Genomic DNA, 19,844 nt, shown 5'->3' on the forward strand with positions numbered 1-19,844 from the left:
GGAATTGCACCGTTTACCAGCCGGGCCCCAAAAAGATTCTTCACTCAGGTTTTACAAACCCAACGATTCCTCCAATCGCCGCATCTCCTGCTGCCATTCCTGCTGCAAATGAGACTTCTGATGCTTCGGTTTACGCGCCCGGTCCGTCTCCAGCCACGCCTCCAATTGACACCAGCGCTGCCACTGCACTTCGGCCTCTTCACTAGCGAAAGTGGACTGCGCAACCAGATCGGGCAGCGCAGCCGGAGCAGTTTCGGATCGCACCTTGCCGCCGGTGGCGAACAGACTCTGATAAGCACTCGCGGCATCCGGCCATTCCTGGACGCGACCCTTGCTGATTACCCAGAAACGGTTGCAACTGTTTTCGATCAGTTCACGGTCGTGCGAAACCAGCAGAAAACCACCAGCGAAAACAGCGAGCGCTACCGCGAGTTCACGCTTGCCGTCCAGATCCAGGTGATTGGTCGGTTCATCGAGCCATAACAGGTGATAGCTGGCCATGGACAGCGCCAGGAACAGCAACCGCGCGCGCTCACCGCCGCTGAGCGTGGCCACCTTCTGACCGTGTCGCGAATAGGCGAACCCCGCCGAGATCAGGGCTTGCCGTCGCTCCCGGTCGCCAACCGGTGCGAACTTGTAAAGGGCGTCGGCTAGTGTCGCTTCGTCGGCCAGTTGACGCAGCGACTGATCGTAGTAGGCGATGCTCGCCGCAGGGTGATAGCGCCAGCCTGCCCGAGCCTCGCCTGCCTGCACGTCGCTCCAGCACTGCCGCAACAGCGAAGACTTGCCCGCGCCATTGCTGCCCAGAAGCGCGACCTTGTCACCCGGCCGCAGCCACAGCGCGTCCAGCTCAAACAACACGGGCTGGTCGGACTGCGCGCATACCTGCAGGCCTTCGAATGCCTGCAGATTGTCGGCGGCCAGCGATTTCCCTTGCAATGTCAGGCGCCACGGACTGCCACGACTGACGAAGGTCTGATCGTCTTTCAGCTTATCGGCGCGCCGCTGTATGTTCCTGGCCTGACGCACCAGCTTTTCATTGTCATGCTCGCGACCCCAGATGGCGACGCGTTTGCTGCTGGCGGTCAGTCGGTCGATTTCCTTTTGCTCGCCGGCATGGCGCAACTGCGCCGCCGCGTCGGCTTCGGCCAAGGCGATTAATGCCCGGCTGCACGGCAAATCGAAGCTGTACAACTGCTGATCGCGCAGAATCCAGCTCTTGTCGCTGAGCGTGTCCAACAGCCGCGGATCATGCGACACGAGAATGAAACCGCCCTGCCAACGTCCCAGGAAATCCTCCAGCCACAGCAGCGACGGCAGGTCCAGATGGTTGCTGGGTTCATCCAGTAACAGCAGGTTAGGCTCTTGCAACACGGCTCGCCCCAGCAGCAGGCGCGTATGCTGACCGCCGCTCAGGCTGGCCACCCGCGTATCGGCGGCCTCAGGCAATCCCAGTTCGTTCAGCAGACTGTCGACTCGCCAATGTTGTTCCGGCTGTTTGTCTATCGCTTCCAGAAGGGCCTCGCGCGCCGTCAGGTTCGCCAGCCGCGGCGGCAGATGTTGCTCGACATGCTGCAGGCGGCACTGCCCAGCATATTGCACGCTGCCGGCACTGGGCTCACGGCTGCCGGCCAATACGCCGAGCAAACTGCTTTTGCCGCAGCCGTTATGGCCCAATAGACCAATGCGGTCGCCCAGTTTTACGGTAAAGGAAAGGTCGTGGAATAGCGGGCCGTGGCCGCTTTCCAGTTGCACGGAAAGTGCGGAAATCAGGGTTGTCATGCTTTGCTCTCGTTTCTGCGGGACGTGTTTGTCCCTGTCAACAGGAGCGCTGGCGACAACAATGGAATCGAGAAAGAACTCGACCAGACGGAGTGGGCTTTGCTCTGACCAGGTTATCGCAGCGCGATGGAACGCAGGTGAGAGCAGGCAAATGTGCTGGACCAATGTACCAACATCATCGGGTACAAAAGCAGAACCATATTTACCTCCTTTTTCAGAAAGAGTTAAGGTCTGCGCAGTGTAATCGGGCTTGGGTGAACTGGACAAGTCGTGCGATAGAATCCGTTTTGAACGGATAAAACGAAAGCCTCTTTTGAGGAACACAAATCGGCGCGTCGATTCATCGAACGATCAATGCAATCGGCGACGAACGCTATTTCCTTAACGCCAGCGATAACGACGCCGGGCTGAACAAGGTATGCACAGCCAGAACGTCATCATCCTTAATCGCTGTTATTGAGCAGCCGGCGATACGGTGCTCGGGGTCGCCAGCGTGTTGTGGCTTCCCGGCAGGTTGGTCAGGGACGCCGCGCTATTGCTTGAGCTATTCGAATTCGGCGACCCGGCGCTTGTGCCGCTTTCCGAGTTGACGGCGCCAGGTGTGCCGTAACCGCTTGTTGTTGCAGCGACCGGCGATGTGGTGCTCGGCGTTGCCAGCGTGTTGTTGCTCTGCGCATAAGCGCCGGCCGACAGCGTGAGCGCGGCGACGGCCGCGATTAATGTGCCAGTTGTCTTGATCATGTCCCGCTCCTTTTTGATTTGGACTCGAATTGCGCCGTAAACGACCCATTCGCCGTTCTGCGCGGCGGTCGTTGCCGGCCTGATTCGTGGCGATCAAACTCGTTTGCCCCTCGCAGTTGTACGCGTGGCGCAAACCATAGATCACCGCACAGCTAGTCTAGGAAAACGGTCGCGGATAATTAAGCGCTTTCTTCGCAAGGGATAATTTCTATTTCCGGAATTAAGCCGTGGGGGGTTCTGATCGCCGTTACGACGTGCAGGTAGCGCTAAGCCTAAGCATTCTTCGCAGCAACCAGACTACGTTTCCCCGCGCCCATCCGCACATCGACTTCGTCGAAAATCGCCTCGGCGAATTCCACTGCGGCAGGTTTCTCCGCGTCGTACATCATGACGAATTCGATATCCGGCAGTTCCGGCAAACCTTCGCTCACGCCGAGTTCGCGGAGTTCGTCATCGATCACGCTACGCGGCACCGGTGCGATGGCAATCCCCGCTCGGGCGAATGCCCGAATACCCATCACACTCGGACTTTCACACGCGATGCGATACGGCATGTCGGCCAACGCGAGTGCCTTGACGGCCGCCTCCCGAAATGGACACGGATCGGGAAAACACGCTAATGGCACATCGCCTTCGGGAAGCGGCTCATGACGGGCAAACGCCCAGGCGAGCGGCTCTCGCCAAAGCGTCGTGCCGGCATTTGACGCAGAACACCGGCTGCCGATCACCAGATCGAAATCGCCATTCGCGTGCCGTCGAAACAGACTGTCGCCAATGTCGACGGTGAGATCCAGCAGTAATCCACGGCGCGCGGCGCTAAACCGGCGCATCGCGTCGGGCAGCCATCCGCCCGCAAAATCCTCCGATGCAGCAATGCGCAGCTTTCCGCCGTAGGCATCGCCCGCGCCCAATCGGGTCCTGGCCTCTTCGCTGAGATTAAGCATGGCCCGCGCGTAGCCAAGCAGCGTCTGGCCATGCTCCGTGAGCGCGACGCGACGCGTATTGCGCACAAGTAGCGCGCGCCCGATTTGCTCCTCGAGACGAACCACCTGGGCGCTCACCGCGGATTGACTCAAATGCAGCCGGCGACCGGCGCCGGTGAAGCTCCGGGCATCGGCGACGACAACGAACGTAAGAAGGAGCGCGGTATCGAGCGGGCTGTCCATTGATCACCAAACCGGGTTAATTCAAGCAATTAATATCGTTTCTAAATTATAAGCCGGCTCGGTACGCTACGAATCACGGCGAGCGACCACGCATTCCGCCGGTCGCCGCCACCTCTCGTCAGGACTGATTTCATGACTCGCGTTCTCTATATCGAAGGCTCACCCAACAAGGGCTACTCGGCGTCCATCGAGGTGTGTAACGCGTTTCTCGATGCGTACCGCCTGGCGCATCCCGATCACGATATTCAAAAGCTCGACCTATGGGACGCGCCGCTTCCCGAATTCGACGCGGACGCCCTGGCCGCGAAATACGCCGGGTTGAGCGGGACGCCGTTGACGCCGAACCAGGCCGCGGCATGGCAGCGCATTGAAGCTCTCGCGGCACCCTTTCACGAAGCAGACAAATTTCTGTTCGGCGTGCCGTTGTGGAATTTCAGCATCCCGTACAAGCTGAAACATCTGATCGACCTGATCTCGCAGAAAGACGTGCTGTTCTCATTCGATAGCTCGGGTTTTACCGGCATGCTGCGCGGGAAAAAAGCGGCCGTCGTTTATGCGCGCGGCCTCAGCTATACGTCGCCAGGCTCGCTGACGCCGGCCAGCGAGTTCGACCTCCAGCGTCCTTACATGGAAACGTGGCTGAAATTCGTGGGCGTGGAGGACGTCGCGGGCATCGTCGTCGAACGCACGCTGCTGGGTCCCGAGGGGAAGGTCGACCGAAGCCGCGCAATCGAAGAAGCCCGCGCGATCGCACGCGAGTTCTGAACGTGCGGGCTGCGGCCGAAATTGATGGCAGAAACGCCTAATCGTGGCACGTGCAAACTTCGAATTCGTGGCCGTCTGGGCTTGCCAGAACGACGCTGGTCATCGCGTCGTTTAACTGCATGACGACGGTTGCCCCGAGAGACTTGGCGCGGTCCAGAAAAGCCGGCAGGGAGGACGCATCGAATTCGAACACGGGCACGCTTGCACTACCAACTAACTCATCGCCAAAATCATTCAGCAATAACCCGAGCCGAACGCCGCCGATTGAAAACTCGGCCCACTTCTCCGACTTGCGATTCGGCGAAAGTTCTAACAGCTTTTCCCAGAACGTGATCGACCGCTCCATGTCCATCACTTTGAAATAAATGGTTCTGATGCGCATTGGATTTTCCAGGACGAGTATTTGGAAGACCCACAAGATCACATACGTTAAACAGAAAAGATACTGCCGAGTCATTGCCCGAGATCCAAACCACGGTGTCGAGTCAAAAGAGCTTTCAAATCCCTTCGTTGACGTCCCTGCAAAGCAAGTTTGCCCGCAGCACGATGTATGTGGCCAACGCGTGGCCGAAGCGCGGCCACGCGTTCACGAATGCGTGTGTTCCTGACGTGTAGACTATTTCGATGACCCAAGAAATCGACTACCTCAACCCCGCCCTTCCGCATGGGCTCCGCCGCGTGACCATGCCTGTGGTCGACGCGACCCCGCAGACGCTCCACGGATTCGGCAGGCTCGTTGCAGACCCGAACGATTGCGCAGTCGAAATCGTACAGTGGCCGGCAGTGGGATCGAGGCCGATCGATCCCGGCACCGGTGACGAAGCCGGTACGACCGACGGCACCTTCATCAGCGAATGGCGCGGCGACATTCTCTACGGCCGAAACGAGGCCGTGGGCGGCAACTACATCCTCGCGTACGCCACGGAGCCCGAAGCGGCCCGCGAAGACCACGCCGCCGCACCGCAGCGCATGTTGCTCTGGCACGCGAACTATCACCCGGACGGCGGACAGCTCTTCTTTCCGCTCGACGGTCGCCCGTTCTACGTGCCCCTGGCATTACCAGGCGACGACATTGCGCCAGAGAACTTCGTGTGCTTTCGTTTCGATGGACGGCAGGGTCTCTACATCCATCCGAACATCTGGCATGAAGGGGTGTTCACCCTCGAAGGCACCCAGCGCTTCTTCGACAAACAAGGCGCCGTACACGCGCGCGTCTCTGTCGACTTCGCCCGCGAGTTTGCGTGTCTTCTCGAAGCGCCGATCCATAACGACGCCGCGCCCCTTTGAGGCGGCAAGCTTTAGCGTGAAACGAAACTTCTCGCCTCATGGCGAGAAGCGGCTATCGGCTGCAAAGACCGCTAACTAGCAGTCCGAGCCCAAATTCAAAGGCCACATCGGGATCGATCGGATCGATCGCCGGGCCGGCATCTTCCACCTGAGCGGTCTTACCTTTGCCGACCTCTTTGCGTTGAGGTTCGGGCGACGCACTCCGAACGTCACGCGCCTGCTCCTCCAGCACGCAGCCCACGGTGAACTGGCCCGCGGCCAGCAACGCCATCTGCGCATCCGATTCGCTAAACCCCGCGTTCACCAGGTAGGCCACTTTCGGCAGGATCCGCGCGAGCTCCGCCTGGTTCGGTGTCGTGCCGGCGTGCAGCAGTGCGCCGTCGCGATGGGCGAGGAGCGCACGGCGAAAGCTGCGCGCGTTGTCGGCAAACCAGACCGGCCAATCCGCGATGTCCTCGGGCACGCCGATCGTGTGATGCCGCGCCAGCACCAGGGAAGCCATCTCGCCGAGCAGCGCCGACTTGTCACGGAAGTGCCAGTAGAGCGTGGCCGACTCCACACCGAGTTTCTCGGCAAGACGTCTCGTCGATAACCCGTCGAGGCCGACCAGGTCGAGGAGTTCAAGCGCCGCACTCGCCACTTCGTCACGTCGAATTTTTGCCATGCTTGACTCTCTATCAGTGATAGATATACTTATCGATGATAGATTTTACCATCAAGGAGTCGCGCATGACCGTTCTCCCTACCCGCACATCGGTGCTGATCGTCGGCGGCGGATTGGTCGGCCTGTCGGCCGGCCTGTTCCTGCAACGTCTGGGCGTTCCCTTCATCCTCATCGAGAAAAACGAGGGCGTTTCGCTGCTGCCGCGCGCCCGCGGCATCCATCTGCGAACCATGGAACTGTTTCGCCAGATTGGCGTTGAAGACGCGGTCAAGGCGGCGACGGTTGCGGCCTGGAAACAGGGCGGCTTCGGCGGTGCGCGACGCGGGCGCACGCTGATGGACGCGCAGTCGATCGTCGACGTCTCCACCATGCGCGTGAAGATGGCCGCGGCCGGCGCGTCACCGTCGAGTTTCGGCGCGTGCCCGCAGACGTTGATCGAACCGGTGCTGCGCCAGCACCTCGAAGCGCGAGGCGGCGACGTGCGCTTCGGCCATGAAGTCGTGTCGTTCGTCGAGTCGGGCGATGCGGTGGTCGCCACCGTACGCGGCCGGGATGGGCAGGAGACGGTCATTGAGGCCGCCTGGTTGCTCGGCGCCGATGGCGGGCGCAGTTTCGTGCGCAGGCAGTTGGGCATCGGCATGATTGAGACGCCCGCCCCGCAGCATCTGCTCAATATCTTCTTCCGCGCCGATCTGGCCGCGGCCGTGGAAGGCCGCACATTCAGCCAGTGCGAGATCGCGAACGAGAAGGTGCGCGGTCTTTTTCTGGCGATGAACAACACGGACAGGTGGTCGTTCCATCTGGAATACGACCCATCCCAAGGGCCGCCGGCCGACAGCGAACTGCCCGACCTGGTGCGCGCCGCGATCGGTCTGGACGATGTCGACATCGAGATTCTTAGTCATGGCGCGTGGAGCACCGGCGTGTCCATTGCGCAGCGTTATCGATGGGGCCGCACTTTTCTGTGCGGCGACGCGGCGCACTTGATGCCGCCGTGGGGTGGCTTCAATGCGACCACCGGCATTGCCGATGCGCACAATCTCGCGTGGAAGATCGCCGCTACATTGCGCGGTGACGCGGCACCGGCGCTGCTCGATAGCTATGAGACCGAGCGACGACCGCTCGCCGTGCGTAACGGCAGCCAGGCGCTGCTGCGCACGGACTTCGATGCGCGCTTTGGTATCGAAACGCAGACCAACCGGGAGGTGTTCCCTGCGCTGCTCGATGCGGGTGCTTTGTTGTTGCGGCATCGCTATCGGTATGCAGACGACGCGTCTTCCGAAGATTCGTCAACGTTGGTTGAGCATCTGCAGGCGCAGACCGGGACGCGCTTTCCTCACGCCTGGATTCGGCACAACGGCCAACGGATCTCGACACTGGACCTCTTCGGCGACAGCTATGTCTTGCTGGCTGGACCGAACGCTTCGGTGCAGGCATCGAGCCGTGCAAGCCTCAACTCCGCTACGCCCGCAGTTTATGTCGCCGGCAAGGATTTTGAATTCGTCGATTCCGAAGACGACTGGCGCACATTGACGGCTCTGCCCGACGACGGCGCGGTGACGATACGGCCAGATGGTTTTGTTTTGTGCCGCTCGGCATGCCCGGTTCCGCCAACTCATGCGATCAAGTCCAATTAGAGGCTTTATTCGCATCGTTTAATGCGTAATCAAAATAAAGGCTTAAATACTTTCTAAAGATTTCATAACCGCTGACGTTATTTGTCAGTAGAAAGGCAAACAATGGCGTCCGCGCCAATTCAAAAAATCTTCAGAGAGTCCATCCGGCTATTCGCTGGCTGGAATAGTTGACGGGAGGCCAAGCCTTTCGGCCGACCGTCGACCTTCATTCGCGTGAGAGACCTTGCATGAAAAGCTTCTACCGAACCCTGTTGCTCGCCGGCAGCGCTGCACTGCTCGCGGCGGGTTGCGCGTCCGGGCCGCAATATAAAGACGTGGCGTCGTCGATCCCGACGCTCTCGCCTGACGACGGCCGCATCTACTTCTTCCGCTCGGATTCGTTTGCAGGCGCCATGCTGCAACCCGAGATCAAGCTCAACGACAAGGTGGTCGGCCATTCGAAGGCTGGCGGCTTCTTCTACGTCGACGAACCGGCGGGCAGCTATACCGTCGCCACCTCGACCGAGGTGACAAAGACGATCACGTTCGAGCTGAAGGCCGGCGAGACGAAGTACGTGCGCACGGCAGTCAGCATGGGCGTGCTGGTGGGTCACATCACGCCGACGATCGACTATCCGGAGAACGCGCAGCTGGAAATCCAGACGCTGAAGTACATCGGCGATGCGGCTCCGGCCGTCGCGGCGGGTGCGCAGACGAGCGCGGCTACGGCTACGTCGACGTCTACTGGCAAGATGTAATTGCGGTGGGGAGCGCGGGGGTGGGACGCCGCGCTCCTTGTTCTGCGATTGAACGAGGCGAAAATTCAACACGCCGACACGCTGCGGCGACTCAGGGTTGTCCTGAAATGGGAATCCTCTTGAGAACAATCGTAAGGCGCTTTCTGTTAGCGCTGATCGTCCTGATGGCTTGCGTTCGCAGTGGAATTGCGCTGGCAGGAACCGCATCGGACCCGCCCTTTTCACCTGATCCAAAAATCCAGAAAACTGCGGAAGCCTACTCACTAGACGCCGTCGACTTCTCCGCCAAACAGTTTGGAATAAAACTCGACTGGTCGGACGCGAGTATTGCCAATGTCGAAAAGGCCTTGGCGCAAATGAGTTCATCCTACGTCAACACCAGTCCCAGGCCGACGGACGAGCAAGTCATGTCATTTGCGAAAGGCTACGGAAGTTACGTCGGAGAGGTGTATCGCCGCAATCACGGCGGCGAATGGGGTATGGTCACCGTGGGTGGAAGCCGGTTCCCGGGTCTGCGAACGGCCTCAGGTTCCAGCTTCTGACCATGGGAACGAGTATTCAATCGGATCACGAAGGGGACGGAGGATAACGTCGCGGACTACTACGCGGTGCTGTTGAAAAGGTAGCGGGCGGTACTTCCAGTCAAGTTGGTTTTGAAGGTGCCAACGATTCAGGTCAGATGTCGAAGGAACGGAATTGGCCGACTTGAGACACATTGGGAGAGGCTGAATTCGACCCGTTACGGTCAGACAGCTTGCTCCAAACCGGTCAGTCATCCAGATTCAGGTTTTGCAAACTGGCGTGCCGACAAGCGGCCGTTCGCGACCTCACCCAATCGGCCAGTCTCGGACGTTCACGAAGGCCTGCTTTCGAGCAGGTCGCTAGGTTGCGTACTGATACGCGCCAACGCGTGAATCGGTTTGACCATTTCAGTGCCCGCTTTCCGGCTTCCGCAGCGGGTGCTCTATCAGAATCTCGCGGCACTGCGCGATGATTGCCGGTAAGAACGTCTGGTCAAACGATTCAGTGAACTCATGCTTCTCTAACATGTGGTTCGGCGTGATGTGAATCCGCACATCAACGTGCCCGCTTGTCTTGGCTGTCAAGGTAACGCCGAGGTTTGGCTCCATGCAATCAAGCTTCGCAATGCCCGATAGGGACTCGTAGAGACGCTCGCATTCCTCGAGGAGTTGCACCAACTCACCTAGGTGCACAATGGGGCCGACCGTCGAAACGGTGGAACTTGCGGAGCCGCATAGCGCGGTTACTTGCAGCCAGTTTCCATCCCAATAATCTTGGGCCAACGGGAATTGGCGACCATGGACCCAGAGTTTCAATCTCCCAATCTGCAGGCTGGGTTCAGCCAAAATCACATGAGGTTGCTCGGACATTTAATCGGATTCGGTTGTTGCGGACGCACATGGTGCCTGTGCAAAGTATATAGGCTCGCCGTAGCTGCTCGCCAACGTCCGGTTTCCAGCAGCCAATCAACGCTCTCAAGTGGCAGCAACGGGTCGGGTTGCGTCAGCCCGCTCTTAAAATTCACCGCCGGAAAGCGGCCAGTGGGATTCCGCTTCCCGGAAGCGGCCAGTCGGCAGTGCGTACTCCCGACCCGGAGCAGCCACACAGATTGTTCGAAAGCAGACATTCTTTGTTGCGAACCCGTGCCACTGTCTTGAAACACAACCTGGTTCGGTTCAGTAGCAGCGGCGCGTCAGGCAGCGCACGGGCGGGCGAAAACCGACTGATGAACGTCGACGAATGATAGGTGCAACCGCTTGGTGACGATACGAACAATGACGAACCTGCCGTCTGAACGATATCTGGATTTGCGTATGAGGCATGCCGCATGTCCCGCCATTTCTTTACTGGTGAGCGCAGCGATATCGATATGGATGGCACATCGCAGCGAACTATTTTTCTTGCATAACTTTCTAATTTATTGGCTGCCCCAGGCGTTTGCGATCGGTGTCTTCGTTTCGCAGAGGGGCCAATCGGCCGTGACGAGCGGAGCATCAATAGCTCTCGCATGTCTTCTAGCGCTATGTGCGTTACGGTTTTATCACGCAGACGACTGGCTGCTCTATCTATGTGCCGTCGGCGGAGCGATGATCAGCGTGTTAATCGTGGGTCGCCTCAGTTCCGTTCAATTGGCCGGTTCCATCTGGGGTTTCATCCTCGGATTTTCGACAGTGGTCTTGGCCTCCATGGTACTTGCACTGATCATTTTCGGACAGATTATGCTGGGCACCATGTATGCAAGTCGTTAGATTGTCTTCAGTCCGATACGCCAACCGCGCGCTTGTCACCAATTCCTGAATATCGATCGAATGACGCTTCCTGGCCGCTTATTACCTTCTGCATTCAGAGCGGGCTTCCGTCTTCCGACTCCCTTACGACATAAAAGTGATTACCCATCGGCCGAACAGATTTTTCGGGAACCTTGGGTGCCAGCAACTCCGCATCCGTTGGATCGTAGTTCAATGTGTACGCAACGCCGGGCGAAAATGGGGCCGCGTTCAATCCCCAGCTCCAACTGTGGAAGGCCTTACCGCCATTGGACGAAAAGTGCAGTTCGATCTCGTGCGGATACTTGACCAAAAGAAAATGAATACGCTCGGAGTCTATGCCGACAAACGGCAGACCCAATACCAAACCGACTGCCAGTAAAGGCGCTAGAAATGCCGAGGCCGCACTGCGCCAACGCCGCCGAACTGCGTTCTCCATACTCCCAAAAACCCAGACAACAAAGAGCGGCGGGAAGAGAAGAATCGTCGTAAGTAGTATCGCGATCACGCCTTTGTCAAACTCCCAAAGTCCGAAACAAACGATGAGGAAACCAATCCATCGCGCGAAATGGCGAGCGGAAAATCTGTCTACGGCTGTGGATGACGAAGCAGCGTTCGATTGCATTGATCTATGGGTGCTACATGCGGGAAAGGCGGGACCGTATGAGTCAACGTTGCTCAGCGGCGGACCGGGCCAACCGAGCGATTGTCTACAATGTAGACGTCGTTGTCGAGCGGCCGCTTGTGTTTAGGGTTGTAGGACGCCTGCCCTGGTCCGTACGCACGTGAACTCGCCCAGACGCCAGCGGGCAGGCGTCCTGCAAGCCCCAAGGGAGGAAACCGCGGAGTGTTCCGACGTGGTCTGAACATTTCACCGCTATGGCGATTTGTTTGGGCGCACTGAGGACATGGTGGATATAAAGGCGGGTAAATCTGAGGCTGGACAGGCACGATCGCGGCAGCGGCACAGCGGCGGGCTGCCATCGCGCCGACTCGGCCAGCGCCAGACTGCCTGTCTGGAAAGATAGGCGCAGGCGTCTGCTATCGGCTCTCGTTGCCGAAGAGCCGACAGTCGGATTGTGCATCCTGACACGATGGTGTTCATGCGTGGGCTCGCTCGACAGGCGGTGCCCGGATAGGTCTGCTGCGTTGGAGTATGTCGATGATGATCATTGGCGAACCGCAGTGCCGGCAAACGAAGGTTGGCGGCACTGCTACGGTGGATACGACGTTGGCACTGAGGCCGATACTGGCAGGCACTACGTCCAGCAACTCGCGTATCGTCGCGAGATTCTCGCGCCGCGATGGGTTCGCGATCAGACCGTAGTGGCGGATGCGGTGGAAGCCGCCAGGCAGCACGTGCAACAGGAACCGGCGCACGAACTCATCCGTTTCGAGTGTCATGGTCTTGTTGCGTGTGCGTCCGTCCACGCGGTAGTCCTTCCAGCGGAAGGTCACGCCGTGTTCGTCGAGCGCGACCAGGCGTTGGTTAGAGATCGCGACCCGATGCGTGTAACGCGACAGATAGGCGAGCACCGCCTTGGGTCCCGCAAACGGGCGTTTGGCATAGACCACCCACTCGCATGCGCGCATTGGCGCAAGCCACCCGGCAAAGGCTGCCATATCGTTGAGCCCGGCGTATTCGCCGAAGAAGCGCAACTGGCCGCGGCGATAGATCGCTTCCAGCTCTTCGAGGAATCGTCGCCGGAACAGGCGCGAGAGCACGCGCACGGGAAGGAAGAAACCTGGCTTGCACGCTACCCACCGGCTTCGATCCGGCGACAGCCCACCACCGGGAACGATGCCATGCACATGGGGATGATGCGTGAGCGCCGAGCCCCAGGTATGCAGCACGAGAGTGGCACCGATCTGTGCCCCGAGATGCTTCGGATCGGCGGCGATGGTGCGCAATGTCTCGGCCGCGATATCGAACAGCAGCCCGTAGATGACAGCCTTGTTGTAGTACGCAATCGCGCTGATCGCCGCCGGCAGTGTAAAGACCACGTGGTAGTACTCGACGGGCAGAAGATCGGCCTCACGCGCTTCGAGCCACCGGCGCGCCGCGGTAGCCTGGCACCTTGGGCAATGTCTATTGCGGCAGGAGTTGTAAGCGACCTCGATCTGTTCGCAACCGGAACAGCGCAACACGTGTCCACCCAGCGCCGCGCTGCGGCACTGTTCGATCGCTGACATCACCTTCAGTTGCCCGAGGTTCAGATTGGCGGATTGACGCCACACTGGACCAAGAGAGCGAAAGACGTCGGCCACCTCCAGCGCGCAATGCGCCACGATGGTGACCTACGCAGGATCCAGACCATCAAGGGGGCTGACCACCTCACGCAGAATATCGGTGGCGACCTGGGCATAAAGCGCTGTGGTCTCCAGCTTCTTGTGCCCGAGCATGACCTGGATCACGCGGATATCGACCTTCTGTTCCAGTAGATGGGTGGCAAAGCTATGGCGCAAGGTGTGCATGGACACGCGCTTGTCGATTCCCGCGGCCTCGGCGGCCGCATGGACCACCCGGTTGAGTTGGCGGGTGCTGAGCGATTCAATCGGGTTAAGCCCAGGAAAGAGCCAGCCACCGTCAAGCATCCGGCCCTGGGCCCGGGCCACTCGCCACCAGACCCGCAGACGCTCGAGCAGCACCGGGGACAGCATCGCGTAGCGGTCCTTCTGCCCTTTACCCTGCTCAACGCGCAGCGTCATGCGCTGGCTGTCGATGTCTCCGACCTTCAGGGCCACCACCTCGCTGGCCCGTAGTCCTGTGCCGTAGGCTACTGCGAGCGCTGTCTGATGCTTGAGGTTACTGGCCGCCGCGATCAGTCGACCCACTTCGTCGCGGCTGAGTATGACGGGCAAGGTACGCGGAAGATAAACCGGACGCATCTTCGCCATCAACTCCCCTTGACCGAGCGTGGTGGTGAAGAAGAACTTCAATCCGGTGATCGCCGCGTTCAGGGAAATCGGCGACACACCGCGGTCAACCAGATGCAGCTGATAGCGCCGCAAGTCCTCGACGGTGGCGGTGTCAGGCGAACGTCCGAGAAAGACAGTGAACTCTCGCACCACACGAAGATAGTTGGCTTGCGTGGTTGGCGCGAGGCGGCGCATGCGCATGTCGTCCATCATGCGCTGGCGTAGCGGACTGATGTCCTGGCTGTGGGTAGTCATGGCTCGGCTCCTGTCGAGTGACGAGGCGGATCGCCTCATCCCTCAACATAGGAAACCGGGCGGGTTTCCTATGAAGAACCACCACGTTGAAACGGAGTGCATACCGCGCGAGCGGTTTAGTCCTGTGGCCGAACCAAGACGGCTGGTGAGTGCCTCAATTCGACCCAAAGCGGTCCGCCACAGCTTGATGGACCGATTGGCTGCTATCAAGTGTTGAGCGGCTATCCGGCGCTCCCGACACCCAAGGCCAGGCAGTTAACTGCCGTACAGGCAGGGCGACGAGAGCCGGAGGAGAAGAAGCCGAAGACTTGGTGAACGTCCGCCTCTGGGCTAGCATCACAGGTGCTGCAGTTTCGTTGCTGGATATGCTAGACAGATAAGGGGGATACATTTGCGCACGACAAAACATAGCATGATTGATTACTCAGCTTCGTACCGCGAACAACTATCTAATGCCATTGCAGAGGCCAAAAGTCTAGGGTTCACCCGGCGGCCGCTAATTTCTCCCGCCGCGGACATTGCAGACGAAACCTTGCGCCGCACCTCTGAGTTGTTGAACCACCTCTCGGGCTTCTTTGGCATGATTATTCCCGGCTACTGGGGAAACTCCTGTCAAACTTTGTCGTCGAACATTTTCGCCCAACTGAATAACGAAAGTATTCCTGCGGACATTGTACTCGGCAATGTCATCATCAATGGCACGGACGAGTTTGAAACCACCCTGGAAAGCTTACGAGCTGAGGTGCGCGCCACGACGCCCTATCTCGGGAAGCAAAGAGTCCACGCATGGGTTTCGCTGGGTGGGGATACCATTGTCGACGCCGCACTTCCTCCACGGTTGGTCAAGCATTACGACGCACCAGAACACTTCAATGACACCATATTCATTGGAAGGGCTGCGGAGATGCTCGAGAGATTTAATCTGCAATACCAGCCAATCCTTGCTGGCACAGAGTTTTTCGCCAAGACAAATCCACCCGATCCGATGGATCTACTTAGCGAACTGATGAAGCGACGGCGGTCCTAACAACAAGAAAAACACCCTGTAGGGCTACTCTGGCAAGTTCCGATCGAGGCGTAAAGACGGTACACGTTCCTTGCATACGGATGGCCGCTTTGGAGTACGCCACTGACACCCCAATGACCGGGGCGGCCTCCTGCGACCGTCTCATGCTGGCCTACTACCGCGCGATGTGGTCGGCCGTAGCCGACCCACAAGGAACAGTTAACTTTCTCAACAACGGACGTTACACACCGCAAGTCTTAGGCTTCCGAGGCGTTTTCCATTCCGAAGCGTCACTATGCGATTACGCGTGGCGTCACGGGCCTGTCGAGCCGCAGCGATCTGTCGACTTACGCCCGCCAATTGCGTGTGGTCGCAGTCGGCGACAATGTGAACGCCGCCGATGCAATGGCGGCCTATCTTCAACGGAAAAGACTGATTGCCGTGTCGCCTACAGCGGTGTCGAAGCCATCGCCGGCGGCCGATAAGCACGCCTCATCCTTCCTCGATCCGCGCATCCCACTACACGAACGCAGAAGTCCTCGCGATTTCTTGCCTTCTTCCAGTCAATGGCGAGCAGCACGAGCGTCGGCGAAAGATAACTGCGACGAACACACTCATCGAAGCACTCCGCGGTTCGGGCGGAGGAACGGTGTGGAGTGCAAGCGGTGGCGGATTCGTGTCGGATCAAAAGCGCGGATTTGCGAGCACGTAGAACAGCCCGGCCGACATGGCCATCGTCACCGGCAGCGTCACAAGCCAAGTCAGCGCGATGCGCAGGAGCATGCCACCTTGCACGCCCTGACCGCCTGCGGCCATCGTGCCGGCGATGCCGGACGTAACGATATGCGTCGTGCTCACCGGCAAACCCGTGAAGCCGGCCGTGCCGATCAGAATCGAGCCGACCAGTTCCGCGCTCGCGCCTTGGCCTGGCGTCATATGCTGCTTGCCGAGCCGTTCGCCGAGCGTGCGTACGACTCGCTTGTAGCCGACCATCGTCCCGATACCGAGACACAACGCGCTCAGCATACGAACCCAGAGCGGCGCGTATTCGACAGGCTCGCTCATGTCCTTCATCAGATCGGCCGCCTGCTTCTTTTCCTGCTCGCTGGCGCTTTTGGCTTCGCTGACGTGCTTGAGTTGCGACACCACTTCGTAGATGTCGCCACGCAATTGCGAGCGCGTGGCGCGTTCGCCGTCCTGTCCGGACGCGCCCGATTTGAGTTCCGACGCCTGCGTTTCCAGTTCGGACTGCGCTTTCTGCAAGGCGGTGGCCGCCTTGAGTGCGTGATCCTTGACGTCGTCGCCATATTTCTGGATGAGTGGCAACGCGGCCGACGCGCGCTGTCCGAGTTGTGTCAACTGATTCGTTGCTTCCGGGTTTAGTGCATAGCTAGCGGGCAACAGTCCGATGATCGTCAGCATGATCAGGCCGATGCTTTTTTGACCGTCGTTCGTGCCGTGCGAAAAGCTGACCGACGTACACGTGAGAATGAGCAGTCCGCGCAGCCACCACACAGGCGGCTGACCTTCTTTGGGCGGCTCGAACAGATGCCCGCGCCGCACGACGAGGCGAAGCAAGCCATACAGGCCGCCCGCGAGCACGAAGCCGAGCACCGGCGAAACAGCGAGCGCTTCGAGCACCTTGATGATCTGCTGCCAGTCGACGCCCTGGCGGAGATCGCGCGACTTCAGCACCGCGTCCGCCGACGCTACGCCAATCAGCGCACCGATGATGCAATGCGAACTGCTATTCGGGATCGCGAACGCCCAGGTCAAGACGTTCCACAGCAACGCCGACAGAAAGATCGACACAAGCATGGGCACGGCTGGCGAGCCATTGGGCGGCGTGAGGACATCGGGCGGAAGAATCTCGACTAGCGCGTAGGCCACGGCAATGCCGCCGACCAGCACGCCGACGAAGTTCATCAAACCGGACCAAACGACGGCCTGCACGGGCTTGAGCGACTGCGTGTAAATCACGGTCGCGACGGCGTTGGACGAATCGTGGAAACCGTTGGTGGCTTCGAATGCCAGCACCATCACGAAGCAAACAACCAGCATGACGATGACGACGCTGGACGACGGCATGAAATGAACGAGCATTCGCACTCCCGCAAAGAGTTGGGGGACAAACTCGCGGATGTCGGCCTGTTGCTCCGTGAAGGCGAACGGTTGATCGTAGACGGCGATGATGAACGTTTTAAGTCGGTAAAGGAGCCCGTCAGCCCGCGACGTGTCGGACTTACCGCAACCATTACATTCGCATTGCAGCGTTAGGCGCAAATTCAGGGACAGCCATTCATGTTAATAGCGGTCGATTAATTCTTATGATCTTTTCAAAATCGGCTAGAGCGACAAGGTTTTACTCAACACTCGGCGGCGCTGAAAAGCAGACCTGTTGTGCATTTTTTGCACAAGACAACTCGCCGCTATCGGTGGCACTGTTGAGCGTGCCTCCGTACCCATCAAACCTCATAGAGGTTCCCCGTCAAGGACTGACTGTGGGTGCGCCGGCGTGCGATTGTTATCAGTCTACGCGACAGCAACGAGTGGCCGAAAATGGCCGAACTCTGCGCCGGTCGGCGCTCGAATCAATTATTACAAAACGCGAAGAATTGCTCCATTCGCGTTCTGGCATGCCATCCTTGATTCAAAATCGGACAGCGAGGCAGTGCTTAGCGGAGGGCCATGAAATCGTCGTTATAGCTTGGTCATACGTGGACTGGCCAAATCCAGGATTGTCCCTTAGCAGCTCCCTCTTCAATCGCTCGCAATCAGGGCGTTTAGCAAACACTGCGGAGACGTAGGCGAGAGCGTTTTCGTTCAATCGCCGAACTCGCGCCTTCGCCTCCTCTATCTCTTGTGGGGTTTTGTCTGCGTAGGTCTCGGCAAGATCTATCGTCGCGATGGCCGGCGGCCTAGGCTTTCGGTAGCCAGATGCCCAGATCCCGTTGTAACGTTCGATTTCAAAGACCCCGTCCAGGAAGCTTCCTTTCGACGCAATTTCCAACGTCTGAGCCCGCTGCTCTAAAGCGCGCGTTTGATGATCTCTCACGGTCTCTCCGAATTTTCGTCACGACGGCCGGTCCGGATTGTCAACGATCTAGGCCTTGATGTCGACTGGCCGCTGTTGGCCGGGTGTCGCCTCCTGCATTCCTCATACAAGCCTGACCCATTTGAAGGCTGCGATCGGCACCGGGCGACTTGTTGCGGCCATTGACGGCATTCATTCATCAATCAACCGTGGGCTGCATCCTACAAAAACGAGGAGGCGGTGGGACGAGGCCTCAAACATTGCGGTGTACCGCGTGACCAGCTTTTCGTCACCAGCAAGCTATGGGTTGAAGACGCCAGCTATGAACGCGCCCGCATTGCCATTGACAAGTCGTTGAAGCGGCTCGACACGGATTATCTCGACCTGTTTCTGATCCATCAGCCGTTCTCGGACGTTCACGGCGCGTGGCGAGCGATGGAGGAGGCGCATCGCGCCGGTAAGCTGCGTGCGATCGGACTGAGCAATTTTCAGCCGGATCGTCTGATGGACATCACAGCTTTTAACGAAGTGAAACCAGTCGTCAACCAGATTGAAGTCAACCCTTTCCACCAGCAGGCTGAGAGCGTCGACTTCATGCGTGAACTCGACGTGCAGCCGCAGGCTTGGGCTCCCTTCGCCGAAGGTCGGAACAACCTGTTTCAGAACGAGCACCTTGTAGCGATTGCTCAGCGCTACGGCAAAACCGTTGGACAAGTCGTCCTGCGATGGCTGGTTCAACGCGGCATCGTCGCTCTCGCGAAGTCCGTGCGGAAAGAGCGGATGCTGGAGAATCTGGCCGTCTTCGACTTCGAGCTGTCCGAAGAAGACATGCAATTCATCACCACATTGGAAACTGGCAAGAGCAGCTTCTTCTCCCATCGCGATCCGGCGATCGTGAAATGGATGAGCGAACGAAAACTCGGCCTCTGACATTCAGTCTGCCTGGCTCTCAAAGGAGACCAGGCACCCTTTAACCTGAAAGAGCAGGATAATGACCAAAGAAGCTCAGACCATCGTTCGCAACGGCACTAAGCCGTCAATCAAGGGCCCTGAAAGCTGGTTCACCGGTTCCGTTCGTATAGATAGCCTTTTCCAGGCTGAGGAACCGGCGCGTCTCGGCGGCGGCATCGTGACGTTCGAACCCGGTGCACGCACTAACTGGCATACGCATCCGCTCGGGCAGACTCTCGTCGTTCTCAATGGCGTAGGCTGGACCCAATGCGAAGGCGGCCCCCGAACGGAAATCCGCGCCGGTGACATTGTCTCGTGCTCGTGCGGCAAGCGGCACTGGCACGGAGCAGCTGCCACCACGGCAATGTCGCATCTCGCGCTTACCGAATTGCTCGATGGCAAGAATGTTGAATGGATGGAGCCGGTGACCGATGAGCAATATCAGGCGGGGCCGCTCGTCATCGAATAACGGCGCTCCGGGCCTCGACTTATACCTCTCGCGCGGGACTGGAGGTCAATCAAAGGGCGCCGCGCAATGCATCTGTACCGTCGATGTGCGCTTTCGGCGAAAGCGATCAAGGGCACGCTCAATGCCGACTCCAGCGTCTGCCC

17 protein-coding genes and 1 pseudogene are annotated in these 19,844 nt (G+C 58.9%); 8 read left to right on the forward strand and 10 right to left on the reverse strand.

What is annotated here, in order from left to right; all coding sequences use genetic code 11:
* Positions 1-51: 51 nt before the first annotated feature.
* The 3 genes from FA94_RS04130 to FA94_RS04140 form a co-directional block, all read right to left on the reverse strand.
* Complete coding sequence (locus FA94_RS04130; protein ID WP_035547033.1) at positions 52-1,782, reverse strand: ABC-F family ATP-binding cassette domain-containing protein; 1,731 nt, start codon at positions 1,780-1,782, stop codon at positions 52-54.
* Positions 1,783-2,235: 453 nt separating this feature from the next.
* Positions 2,236-2,523, reverse strand: a complete 288-nt coding sequence (locus FA94_RS04135; RefSeq protein WP_035547036.1) for a hypothetical protein — start codon at positions 2,521-2,523, stop codon at positions 2,236-2,238.
* 272 nt (positions 2,524-2,795) lie between these two features.
* A complete protein-coding gene (locus tag FA94_RS04140) occupies positions 2,796-3,689 on the reverse strand; it encodes a LysR substrate-binding domain-containing protein (RefSeq protein ID WP_035547037.1) in 894 nt (297 codons plus the stop codon).
* Positions 3,690-3,821: 132 nt separating this feature from the next.
* Here FA94_RS04140 and FA94_RS04145 point away from each other — a divergent pair, with 132 nt between their 5' ends.
* A complete protein-coding gene (locus FA94_RS04145) occupies positions 3,822-4,454 on the forward strand; it encodes an FMN-dependent NADH-azoreductase (RefSeq protein WP_035547039.1) in 633 nt (210 codons plus the stop codon).
* 37 nt (positions 4,455-4,491) lie between these two features.
* On the opposite strand, the gene FA94_RS04150 is transcribed toward FA94_RS04145, so the two are convergent.
* The gene (locus FA94_RS04150; RefSeq protein WP_035549257.1) at positions 4,492-4,836 is read right to left on the reverse strand and encodes a VOC family protein; all 345 of its coding nucleotides are present in this window, start codon (positions 4,834-4,836) and stop codon (positions 4,492-4,494) included.
* A 242-nt stretch (positions 4,837-5,078) separates the two neighbouring features.
* Here FA94_RS04150 and FA94_RS04155 point away from each other — a divergent pair, with 242 nt between their 5' ends.
* Positions 5,079-5,741 carry an ureidoglycolate lyase gene (locus FA94_RS04155; RefSeq protein WP_035547040.1) on the forward strand — a complete coding sequence of 221 codons (663 nt, stop codon included), beginning with the start codon at positions 5,079-5,081 and terminating at the stop codon, positions 5,739-5,741.
* A 52-nt stretch (positions 5,742-5,793) separates the two neighbouring features.
* On the opposite strand, the gene FA94_RS04160 is transcribed toward FA94_RS04155, so the two are convergent.
* The gene (locus FA94_RS04160; protein WP_035547043.1) at positions 5,794-6,405 is read right to left on the reverse strand and encodes a TetR/AcrR family transcriptional regulator C-terminal domain-containing protein; all 612 of its coding nucleotides are present in this window, start codon (positions 6,403-6,405) and stop codon (positions 5,794-5,796) included.
* A gap of 92 nt (positions 6,406-6,497) precedes the next feature.
* Here FA94_RS04160 and FA94_RS04165 point away from each other — a divergent pair, with 92 nt between their 5' ends.
* The 3 genes from FA94_RS04165 to FA94_RS04175 all read left to right on the forward strand — a co-directional run bounded on the left by FA94_RS04165 (position 6,498) and on the right by FA94_RS04175 (position 9,321).
* Positions 6,498-8,042, forward strand: coding sequence for an FAD-dependent monooxygenase (locus FA94_RS04165; protein WP_231584841.1), 1,545 nt, complete (start codon positions 6,498-6,500; stop codon positions 8,040-8,042).
* Between the two features lie 227 nt (positions 8,043-8,269).
* Positions 8,270-8,779 carry a DUF2846 domain-containing protein gene (locus FA94_RS04170; protein ID WP_063771761.1) on the forward strand — a complete coding sequence of 170 codons (510 nt, stop codon included), beginning with the start codon at positions 8,270-8,272 and terminating at the stop codon, positions 8,777-8,779.
* Positions 8,780-8,898: 119 nt separating this feature from the next.
* Entirely contained in the window at positions 8,899-9,321 is a 423-nt protein-coding gene (locus FA94_RS04175) for a hypothetical protein (protein WP_156126515.1), read from the forward strand.
* 387 nt (positions 9,322-9,708) lie between these two features.
* On the opposite strand, the gene FA94_RS04180 is transcribed toward FA94_RS04175, so the two are convergent.
* The 4 genes from FA94_RS04180 to FA94_RS04200 all read right to left on the reverse strand — a co-directional run bounded on the left by FA94_RS04180 (position 9,709) and on the right by FA94_RS04200 (position 14,241).
* Positions 9,709-10,170 (reverse strand): WapI family immunity protein, encoded by a 462-nt coding sequence (locus tag FA94_RS04180; protein ID WP_035547046.1) that lies wholly within the window; start codon positions 10,168-10,170, stop codon positions 9,709-9,711.
* Positions 10,171-11,143: 973 nt separating this feature from the next.
* Positions 11,144-11,692 carry a hypothetical protein gene (locus tag FA94_RS04190; protein ID WP_035547050.1) on the reverse strand — a complete coding sequence of 183 codons (549 nt, stop codon included), beginning with the start codon at positions 11,690-11,692 and terminating at the stop codon, positions 11,144-11,146.
* A 476-nt stretch (positions 11,693-12,168) separates the two neighbouring features.
* Positions 12,169-13,356 (reverse strand): IS91 family transposase, encoded by a 1,188-nt coding sequence (locus FA94_RS04195; RefSeq protein WP_051980300.1) that lies wholly within the window; start codon positions 13,354-13,356, stop codon positions 12,169-12,171.
* 9 nt (positions 13,357-13,365) lie between these two features.
* Entirely contained in the window at positions 13,366-14,241 is an 876-nt protein-coding gene (locus tag FA94_RS04200; RefSeq protein ID WP_035546331.1) for a tyrosine-type recombinase/integrase, read from the reverse strand.
* A 412-nt stretch (positions 14,242-14,653) separates the two neighbouring features.
* Between FA94_RS04200 and FA94_RS04205 the strand changes: the two genes are divergently transcribed.
* The gene (locus tag FA94_RS04205; protein WP_035547052.1) at positions 14,654-15,268 is read left to right on the forward strand and encodes a hypothetical protein; all 615 of its coding nucleotides are present in this window, start codon (positions 14,654-14,656) and stop codon (positions 15,266-15,268) included.
* A 663-nt stretch (positions 15,269-15,931) separates the two neighbouring features.
* On the opposite strand, the gene FA94_RS04210 is transcribed toward FA94_RS04205, so the two are convergent.
* Entirely contained in the window at positions 15,932-17,350 is a 1,419-nt protein-coding gene (locus tag FA94_RS04210) for an inorganic phosphate transporter (RefSeq protein ID WP_051980363.1), read from the reverse strand.
* 1,144 nt (positions 17,351-18,494) lie between these two features.
* On the opposite strand from FA94_RS04210, the pseudogene FA94_RS04220 reads away from it, so the two are divergent.
* A pseudogene (locus tag FA94_RS04220) lies at positions 18,495-19,211 on the forward strand (aldo/keto reductase); the annotation flags it as partial.
* A 61-nt stretch (positions 19,212-19,272) separates the two neighbouring features.
* Entirely contained in the window at positions 19,273-19,701 is a 429-nt protein-coding gene (locus tag FA94_RS04225) for a (R)-mandelonitrile lyase (RefSeq protein ID WP_035547056.1), read from the forward strand.
* The last annotated feature ends 143 nt before the right edge of the window (positions 19,702-19,844 follow it).

The organism is Burkholderia sp. 9120 (assembly GCF_000745015.1).
In the GTDB taxonomy this organism is placed as follows: domain Bacteria; phylum Pseudomonadota; class Gammaproteobacteria; order Burkholderiales; family Burkholderiaceae; genus Paraburkholderia.

What these genes read in the sequence shown, in the direction of transcription:
- FA94_RS04130 (WP_035547033.1), bottom strand. Translation starts at nt 1,782, where the DNA reads ATGACAACCCTGATTTCCGCACTTTCCGTGCAACTGGAAAGCGGCCAC.
- FA94_RS04135 (WP_035547036.1), bottom strand. Translation starts at nt 2,523, where the DNA reads ATGATCAAGACAACTGGCACATTAATCGCGGCCGTCGCCGCGCTCACG.
- FA94_RS04140 (WP_035547037.1), bottom strand. Translation starts at nt 3,689, where the DNA reads ATGGACAGCCCGCTCGATACCGCGCTCCTTCTTACGTTCGTTGTCGTC.
- FA94_RS04145 (WP_035547039.1), top strand. Translation starts at nt 3,822, where the DNA reads ATGACTCGCGTTCTCTATATCGAAGGCTCACCCAACAAGGGCTACTCG.
- FA94_RS04150 (WP_035549257.1), bottom strand. Translation starts at nt 4,836, where the DNA reads ATGCGCATCAGAACCATTTATTTCAAAGTGATGGACATGGAGCGGTCG.
- FA94_RS04155 (WP_035547040.1), top strand. Translation starts at nt 5,079, where the DNA reads ATGACCCAAGAAATCGACTACCTCAACCCCGCCCTTCCGCATGGGCTC.
- FA94_RS04160 (WP_035547043.1), bottom strand. Translation starts at nt 6,405, where the DNA reads ATGGCAAAAATTCGACGTGACGAAGTGGCGAGTGCGGCGCTTGAACTC.
- FA94_RS04170 (WP_063771761.1), top strand. Translation starts at nt 8,270, where the DNA reads ATGAAAAGCTTCTACCGAACCCTGTTGCTCGCCGGCAGCGCTGCACTG.
- FA94_RS04180 (WP_035547046.1), bottom strand. Translation starts at nt 10,170, where the DNA reads ATGTCCGAGCAACCTCATGTGATTTTGGCTGAACCCAGCCTGCAGATT.
- FA94_RS04190 (WP_035547050.1), bottom strand. Translation starts at nt 11,692, where the DNA reads ATGCAATCGAACGCTGCTTCGTCATCCACAGCCGTAGACAGATTTTCC.
- FA94_RS04200 (WP_035546331.1), bottom strand. Translation starts at nt 14,241, where the DNA reads ATGACTACCCACAGCCAGGACATCAGTCCGCTACGCCAGCGCATGATG.
- FA94_RS04205 (WP_035547052.1), top strand. Translation starts at nt 14,654, where the DNA reads ATGATTGATTACTCAGCTTCGTACCGCGAACAACTATCTAATGCCATT.
- FA94_RS04210 (WP_051980363.1), bottom strand. Translation starts at nt 17,350, where the DNA reads ATGCTCGTTCATTTCATGCCGTCGTCCAGCGTCGTCATCGTCATGCTG.
- FA94_RS04225 (WP_035547056.1), top strand. Translation starts at nt 19,273, where the DNA reads ATGACCAAAGAAGCTCAGACCATCGTTCGCAACGGCACTAAGCCGTCA.